This window comes from Streptomyces sp. TRM68367, from assembly GCF_014495685.1.
GTDB lineage: Bacteria > Actinomycetota > Actinomycetes > Streptomycetales > Streptomycetaceae > Streptomyces.
In genome coordinates this window covers 1-7191 of record NZ_JACTVI010000186.1, presented here as the reverse complement: position 1 = coordinate 7191, position 7191 = coordinate 1, and the positions used below count along the sequence as shown (strand labels likewise).

The window sequence follows — 7191 nt, the reverse complement described above, 5'->3', positions numbered from 1 at the left end:
CCACGTCGATGTCGCTCTGCGCGGACAGCAGCGCGGCGAAGCCCGAGCGGACCATGTCCTGGTCGTCCACCACGACCACACGGATGACGGTCATGCGCGTTCGTCCCCTCCCCTCGTCCCGCGGCTCAGCCCACGGACGCGGCGGCGTGCAGCGCCGGCCGCGCGGGCGGGTTCGGGCCTGCGGCGTGGGACTGCTGCGCGGTCAGCGCGAGCAGCCACGAGGCGATCAGCGCGACCACGGCCAGGACGGCGGTCCGTGTCAGGTGCGCACCCGCCCGCGCGTCGCCGCCGTCCGCACCCGGCCCGTCCGTCCAACCGGCACCTCCCGCGTGCTCTGCCATGGTCGAATCCCTCTTCGCTCGTGTTCGCGGCCGAAGCCCCGGCCTGCGATCCGGCCGGGGCTTCGGCTGACGACCCGGCCGAAGATCCGGCGACGTCCAATCTCCCGCGCGGCAGGGGCGGACCACCTCGGCCGAATGGCCATCCCTGACGGGCTTCGTGAGCACCGGCCCTCGGCCGAACGGCGGAGACCGGCAGTCCCCGTAGACCACCCCCTACCCGGGTTTCACAGGGAGTTGGCTCCCCGGTGTGACGCCCGGCGCCGCACCGTCTCCCTACGTTTCCGCCGACCAGGTCGCCGCCCGGGCGGCCGACGGAACCAGGGAGACACACCATGCGGCGCTTCAAGCGCGCTCTGACCGCCTGCGCGCTCGTCCTCGCGGCGGCCGCGGGGACGGTGGGCTGGGCATGGGGCGAGGTACAGCCCGCGGTCACCGGACCGCCGCCCGGTGCCGCCGCGTGGACCGCCGACCACGTGTTCGGCAGGCCGCTGCCCGACCCGGCGACGGCCTCTCCGGCCCGCGTCGCACGGTTCTTCGCCGGGCTGACCGCGGACCAGCGCACCCGGCTGATCGCCCGTCACCCGCTCGTCGCCGGCAACCTCGACGGCGCACCGGCCGGCCTGCGCTACGCCGCCAACGCCCGCGCGCTCACCGCCGCCCGCGACGGCGAGCTGGCCCGCGCCGCCGACCCGGCACGGGACGCGGGTGACCGGCGGCGGGCCCGGGCCCGGGCCGCGGCGTACGGCGCGCTGCTGACGCCGGGCCGCAGGATCCTCGCCTTCGACCCGCGCGGGCGCGGACAGGTCGCCGAGGTGTACGGCGACCTCGGCACCGCACGGCGCGTGGCGGTCGTCGTACCCGGTTCGGACACCGATCTGGTCTCGTACGGCGCCACGGCCCGGATGGCACGGAACCTGCGCGACGAGATGGCCCGGCAGTCGCCCCGTACCAACCGCGCGGTGATCGCCTGGGTCGGCTACACCACGCCGGTCGGGGTCGGCTACGACGCCGCCACCGGCCGCCTCGCGGAGAAGGGGGCGCCCCGGCTCGAGCGGTTCCTCGACGGGCTGGCCGCCACGACCCGCACCTCGGTCCCGCCCGCCGTGTTCTGCCACAGCTACGGCTCGGTCCTGTGCGGCATCGCGGCCCACCGGCTGACCGGGCGGCAGGTGTCCGACCTCGTGGTCGCGGCCTCGCCCGGCATGCGCACCGACAACGCCGGCCAGCTGCGCCTCGGGACACGGCTGTGGGCGACCGCCCGCGACACCACCGACTGGGTGCGGCGCGTGCCCGCCGTCGAGCTCTTCGGCCTCGGCCACGGCACGGACCCCGCCGATTCCGGCTTCGGCGCCCGTGTCGTGTCCTCCGACCGGGCCGAGGGCCACACCGGCTACTTCGAACCCGGCACCGGCTCCCTGCGCAACTTCGCCGACATCGCACTCGGCCACTACCGCGCCGTCAGCTGCGCCCACCCCACCCCGCAGCCCTCGGAGGACTGCCGCCATGACCTTCTCTGACCTTCCCACCTCGACGCCTGCGGCCACCGGCCGTCTGTCCGCGGGCGCCGGTCCGACGCCCGTACTCGACCACGCGCGGACGGACGCCCAACTGGCGCCGCAGCCGGTCTGGGCGTCTGCTGGGGCGGGGGACGGCTCGGCAGACCCACGGCACGGCTGCTGCTCGGCGGCGGCGCCCTGTTCGCCGTACTCCTGCTGGTCTTCCACTACCCGGCCAGCATGGTCGGCGTGCCCGGCACGGACCGCACCAACTCCCATCCGCCGTCGCTGCTCGTGCTCGCCCTGGCCGCGGTGCAGTGCGGGGCGGCGGTCCTGCTACGGGACCGGCTGGACGCGCTGCTGCGGCGCCGGCACCGGCTGTGGGCGGCGGTCGTGGCCGTCAACCTGGGCGCGATGACGGTCTTCTGCTGGCACCAGAGCGCCCTGCTCGCTCTCGCGGTCCCCGGCTCGCTCGTCGGTCCCCTGGTTCTGGGCCTCACCACTCCCCCGGACACCCTCGCCTGGATCCTCGCCCGGATCGCCTGGCTGCCGCTGCTCGCCCTCGCCCTGCTCGGCATCGGCCGCCTCACCCACCGCTTCGAAGCGCCCTGGACCAGCATCCGAGGGCCCGGCCGCGCGGCGCTCGGCGTACTGGCCGCGGCCTTCGCCAGCTACGCCCTCGGGGTCGTCTGACCCGGCACGTCATACCCCGGTACGGGCCCGGAGTTGGCTCTCCGGTGTGACGTGCGGGCCGGTGCCGCCTTTGTAGCGTCACCGCGCCCTGATCACCGACCGGCACCGCACGGAGCGCGACACATGGACCAGCAGATCGACTTCGACCACATCAGTCACCTCTACCGCACCTACGCCGAGGACCTCGACCGGGCCCGCGAACGGCAGCGCGAGCTGCTCGGCCCGCCGGCGTCGATGAAGGCCCAGCTCGACGACATCGAGGCGGAGATCACCTACCTGCTGCTGCGGGAGACCCGCCCCGAGACGGTCGTGGAGATCGGCACGTTCCACGGCTGGTCCACCACCTGGATACTGCGCGCGCTGCACGACAACGGCACCGGCCACCTCTACTCGTACGACATCGTGGACCACGTCGTCCGGGAGGTCCCGCAGCAGCTGGCCGCGGGCCACTGGACCTTCACGCAGGGCGACGCGCGGGAGAACCTGCCGAAGATCCCGGACACCGCGGACTTCCTGTTCATCGACGCGGCCCACTCCGCGCGCTTCGCCCGCTGGTACATCCAGCACCTGCTGCCCCGGATGACGCCGGGCATCCCGGTCTGCGTCCACGACGTCTTCCACGGCCGGCGGGCGCTGCCGTTCACCGAGGGCGCGGTGGTGCTGCGCTGGCTGGCCGAGCGGCGGCAGCCCTACTTCACCGCCTCCCGCGCGCGGGAAACGGAGATCCACGACCGGCTGGGCGACGTCAAGCGCTCGCTGGCCCTGGGCCGCCCGCTCCGGGACAGCCGGGACAACCCGATGATCTTCTTCAGGCTCCCGTGACCGACCACCTGTGCCGGCGAGCGCGCGGCGGGTCAGGGCTTGCGCAGCGGGAACACGGCCCGCACCTGCCAGCCGTGCCCGTCGCGCGGGCCCGCGCGCAGCTCGCCGCCCAGCGCGGTGACCCGCTCGGTGAGCCCGACGAGGCCGAAGCCGCCGCCGCGGGCGGCCTCCGGGAGCCGGGTGCCGCCGCGGCCGTCGTCCGTGACCGACACCTCCAGGTACCGGCCCTCGCGCCGCAGGTACACGATGATCTCGTCGGCGTCGGCGGCGTGCCGCCGTACGTTCGTCAGGGCCTCCTGCACGACGCGGAAGGCGGCGGCCTGCACCTCGTGCGGCAGGTCGTCGAGCGGGGCGGGAGCGAGGTGCAGGACGACGCTCTGGCCGGGGACCGCGAAGCCCTCGGTGAGGTCGCGGATGCCGGCCAGGTCGCCGACCGGGTGGCGACCGGCGATCTCGGGACCGGTGTCGCGCAGCACGCCCACGGTGCGGCGCATGGAGGCCAGGGCCTCGGTCGCGGCGCGCTCGATGCCGGCCAGGACCGGGTCGAGTTCGTCGGGCCGGGTGGCGGCCATCATGCGTGCCATCTGGGTCTGCACGAGGATGCCGGTGACGTGGTGGGCGACGAAGTCGTGCAGGTCGGCGGCGATGGCCAGGCGCTCGGCGCGGCGGGTCTCGCCGACGGCGACGGTGCGGCGGTAGTCCAGCGAGCGCAGGTAGGCCGCGAGCCCGGCGGTGGCGCCGCCCAGGACCAGGGCCACCTGCATCACCGACGTCTGCTCCGCGAAGTACGTGAAGGAGCGCACGGGCAGCAGGAGAAGCGCTCCGCCGGTCGCCAGCCCGCAGGTCAGGGCCGAGCGCGCCGGGCAGTGCCGTACGGCGACGAACAGCAGGGACAGCAGGATCAGCGTCTCGCCGGGGCCGAACCGGGCATGCCAGCCGGCCACGACCGAGGTCACCGAGTAGAGCACCGAGGCCAGTGCGGGCACCGCGGTGCGCCGTTTCTCGGTGAGCCACTCGGGGCGGCGGGCGGGCGGCCACAGCACGGCGGCGAGACCGACGGCCAGCACGACGACGGTGGGCCATAGCGGGCCGGTCATGTCGATCGTGTACAGCAGATCGATCACGGTCGCCATCAGCAGGACGCCGACGGCGCCACCCCGTGCGCACCCGCCAGGGGAAGCGGTTCTCATGCGGATCACCGTATGCGCGGGTGCAAGGGGCCGGATCGGCCGATCGGCCGAGGGAGGTGAGGGGCCGCCGCGGACTCATGGCCATATGGCCGAGGCGCGTCCCCGGTCCACGCGCGATGCTGGAGCCGCTTCCTGTCCCTGGCCCCCGGAGCACGCGATGCAGCACAGCAGGTTCGTCCTCGGCGTCGTCGGCGGCGCGACCGCCATGGCCGCCGTGGCCGGCGTCATCACCTATGTCCTCGCGGGCAAGGACCTGCAGCACACCACGCTCGACCGCCTCGGCCTGAAGGTGAAGGTGGACGGCCACCCGGCCGTCGACCGCACCATCCTGGAGGCCCGTATCGAGGGCTGGTACAACCCGCTGCCCTGGATCGGCCGGAAGATCCACGACGTGTCCTGCCCGGCCCACCTCAAGGCCGTCGTGGGCACGGAGGAGATGTGCACGGCGCGCACCGACGACGGGCGGGTCTCGATCCCGGTCCGCGTGGTCAGGATCGAGGGGGATCCCACGAAGGTGAAGGTCTTCTGGAAGTTCGAGCGCTGACCCCTCGAACGCCCGGGGCCGCACCGGCCGTACACCCCGGCTGCCCATGGGGTCGTGAAGGTCAACAGCTATGGTGACGAGGCGAATGAAGGGCGCCGAACGGGCACAGAGGGAACGGTGGCACAGTGTCGGACGAGGGACGGCTGATCGCCGGGCGCTACCGGCTCGCCGAGCAGGTCGGCCAGGGCGGCATGGGCACGGTATGGGTCGCCGAGGACGAGGTGCTGGGCCGCCGGGTCGCGCTCAAGCAGCTGCACACCCAGCCGCAGCTGTCCTCCGACGAGCTCGACACGCTGTACGAGCGCACGCGCCGCGAGGCCCGCAGCGCCGCCCGCGTCACCCACCCGAACGTCATCGTCGTACACGACGTCGTGGACGACGACGGCCGGCCCTGCATCGTCATGGAGTACGTCACCGGCAGCACCCTCGGCGATCTCCTCCAGGGCGGTACGGCCGTGCCGCCCGGGGAGGCCGCCCGCATCGGCCTGGGCATGATCGCCGCCCTGCGCGCCGCGCACACCGCCGGTGTCCTGCACCGCGACGTCAAGCCGGGCAACGTGCTGCTCGGCGCCGAGGACCGGGTGGTGCTCACGGACTTCGGCATCGCGATGACGGTCGGGGCGTCCACGCTCACCAAGACCGGCGAGATGGTCGGCTCCATCGACTACATGGCGCCGGAGCGGATACGCGGGCAGCAGCCCGGCCCGGCCTCCGACCTGTGGTCCCTGGGCGCGACGCTGTACCAGGCCGTCGAGGGCCGGCCGCCGTTCCGCCGGGACACGGCGGTGGAGACGGCGTACGCCATCGCCGTGGACCCACTGGAGCCGATGAAGCAGGCCGGGCCACTGGAGCCGCTCATCGAGACCCTGCTGTCCAAGAGCCCCGACGAGCGGCCGTCCGCGGAGCAGACGGAGCGGGCCCTGCGCGCGGTGCGGGCCGGGGAGACGACGGCCGCCCTGCCCACGGCGTCCGGGCCCGGCTCGACCAGCCGGCTCGGCACGGAGTCCGGATCGGCCGGGCGGCCCGGCACGGCGTCCGGTCACGTGCCCGAGGGCAGGTCCGGGGACGGTCCCTCCAGCGGCTCGGGACCGGGACCCGCCGACGGTGACCGGCGCGGTGGCCGGGGCAAGCTCCGGGGCGGCCCGGGTGCCGTCGCGGTTGCGGCGGCCACGGTCGTGGCGCTGGCCGCGGGAACCGTGTTCTACGTGATGACGCAGCACGGCCGCCCGGACGCCGCCCGTGCCCACGGCGAGCGGACCGCCGCCAAGCTGTCGTCCGCGCCCTCTCCCGTGCCCGCGGGCTACCGCCTGGTCCGCGACAAGCAACTCGGTGTCGCCTTCCCCGTGCCGGACGGCTGGAAGGTTTCCTCACGGACCGCCGAGGAAGTCGTCTGTATCGACCCGACCGGCCTGATCCGGCTCGCGATCGGCACCGTGTCTCCTGCGGGGGCCAACCCCGTGTACCACTTCAAGGACATCGAGGCCAACACGAAGGTCAACTACCCCACCTCGTACCGCCGGCTGCGCATGCAGGAGACCACCTTCCGCGGGCGGCCCGCCGCCGTGTGGGAGTTCACCTTCCACGGCCGCGCCCGCCCCTTCCGCGCCATCGACCTCGGCTTCGGCCGCGACGGCGGCCAGGAGTACGACATCTATCTCTCCGCCCCCGAAGCGAAGTGGGACACCTACCGTCCCGCCTTCGACGTGGTCAGGGACGGCTTCAGAACGACCGCCGGCTGACCGGCCGGAACCGGCAACCGCCGGAGACCGGCAGAAATCGCGCCCCCACGGTGCCCTGCGCACGATTTGTTAAAGACGCGTCAAGAGCGGATAGTGTTCCGGCTCGGTGTGCCGGGAAGCCTGGTCGGCGAGCAAGTGATCCGTCTCTCCGATCGGGGGCCCGCAGCATCGTGAACGACTGGCACAGCTGGGCCGCGGTCCTCGTCTTCGTCGGCGCCTACGCCCTGATCATCAGCGAGAAGATCCACCGCGTCGCCGTCGCCCTCGGCGGCGCCGGCCTGATGCTCGCGATCAGGGCCACCGACGACAAGTCCGCCTTCTACTCCGAGCACTCCGGCGTCGACTGGAACGTCATCTTCCTGCTCG

At 73.7% G+C, this 7191-nt stretch carries 6 protein-coding genes and 3 pseudogenes; 6 read left to right on the top strand and 3 right to left on the bottom strand.

Annotated elements, in window-relative coordinates:
- A pseudogene (locus H8R17_RS48320) lies at positions 1–94 on the bottom strand (DNA-binding response regulator); the annotation flags it as partial.
- Between the two features lie 31 nt (positions 95–125).
- Positions 126–341 (bottom strand): hypothetical protein, encoded by a 216-nt coding sequence (locus H8R17_RS43910; RefSeq protein WP_187828762.1) that lies wholly within the window; start codon positions 339–341, stop codon positions 126–128.
- Between the two features lie 332 nt (positions 342–673).
- Here H8R17_RS43910 and H8R17_RS43905 point away from each other — a divergent pair, with 332 nt between their 5' ends.
- From H8R17_RS43905 to H8R17_RS43895, 3 genes and pseudogenes are all read left to right on the top strand, one after another.
- Entirely contained in the window at positions 674–1858 is a 1185-nt protein-coding gene (locus tag H8R17_RS43905) for an alpha/beta hydrolase (RefSeq protein WP_187828761.1), read from the top strand.
- A 108-nt stretch (positions 1859–1966) separates the two neighbouring features.
- A pseudogene (locus H8R17_RS43900) lies at positions 1967–2530 on the top strand (acyltransferase); the annotation flags it as partial.
- A 123-nt stretch (positions 2531–2653) separates the two neighbouring features.
- Entirely contained in the window at positions 2654–3352 is a 699-nt protein-coding gene (locus H8R17_RS43895; RefSeq protein WP_187828759.1) for a class I SAM-dependent methyltransferase, read from the top strand.
- A gap of 32 nt (positions 3353–3384) precedes the next feature.
- On the opposite strand, the gene H8R17_RS43890 is transcribed toward H8R17_RS43895, so the two are convergent.
- A complete protein-coding gene (locus tag H8R17_RS43890) occupies positions 3385–4542 on the bottom strand; it encodes a sensor histidine kinase (RefSeq protein ID WP_187828758.1) in 1158 nt (385 codons plus the stop codon).
- Between the two features lie 157 nt (positions 4543–4699).
- Between H8R17_RS43890 and H8R17_RS43885 the strand changes: the two genes are divergently transcribed.
- From H8R17_RS43885 to H8R17_RS43875, 3 genes and pseudogenes are all read left to right on the top strand, one after another.
- Positions 4700–5086: a DUF4333 domain-containing protein gene (locus H8R17_RS43885; RefSeq protein WP_262506005.1), complete on the top strand. Its 387-nt coding sequence runs from the start codon at positions 4700–4702 to the stop codon at positions 5084–5086.
- A gap of 125 nt (positions 5087–5211) precedes the next feature.
- Complete coding sequence (locus tag H8R17_RS43880) at positions 5212–6825, top strand: serine/threonine-protein kinase (RefSeq protein ID WP_187828757.1); 1614 nt, start codon at positions 5212–5214, stop codon at positions 6823–6825.
- Between the two features lie 170 nt (positions 6826–6995).
- A pseudogene (locus H8R17_RS43875) lies at positions 6996–7191 on the top strand (hypothetical protein); the annotation flags it as partial.

Excerpts from the sequence above, each read along its gene's own strand:
- H8R17_RS43910 (WP_187828762.1), bottom strand. The coding sequence starts at position 341 with ATGGCAGAGCACGCGGGAGGTGCCGGTTGGACGGACGGGCCGGGTGCG.
- H8R17_RS43905 (WP_187828761.1), top strand. The coding sequence starts at position 674 with ATGCGGCGCTTCAAGCGCGCTCTGACCGCCTGCGCGCTCGTCCTCGCG.
- H8R17_RS43895 (WP_187828759.1), top strand. The coding sequence starts at position 2,654 with ATGGACCAGCAGATCGACTTCGACCACATCAGTCACCTCTACCGCACC.
- H8R17_RS43890 (WP_187828758.1), bottom strand. The coding sequence starts at position 4,542 with ATGAGAACCGCTTCCCCTGGCGGGTGCGCACGGGGTGGCGCCGTCGGC.
- H8R17_RS43885 (WP_262506005.1), top strand. The coding sequence starts at position 4,700 with ATGCAGCACAGCAGGTTCGTCCTCGGCGTCGTCGGCGGCGCGACCGCC.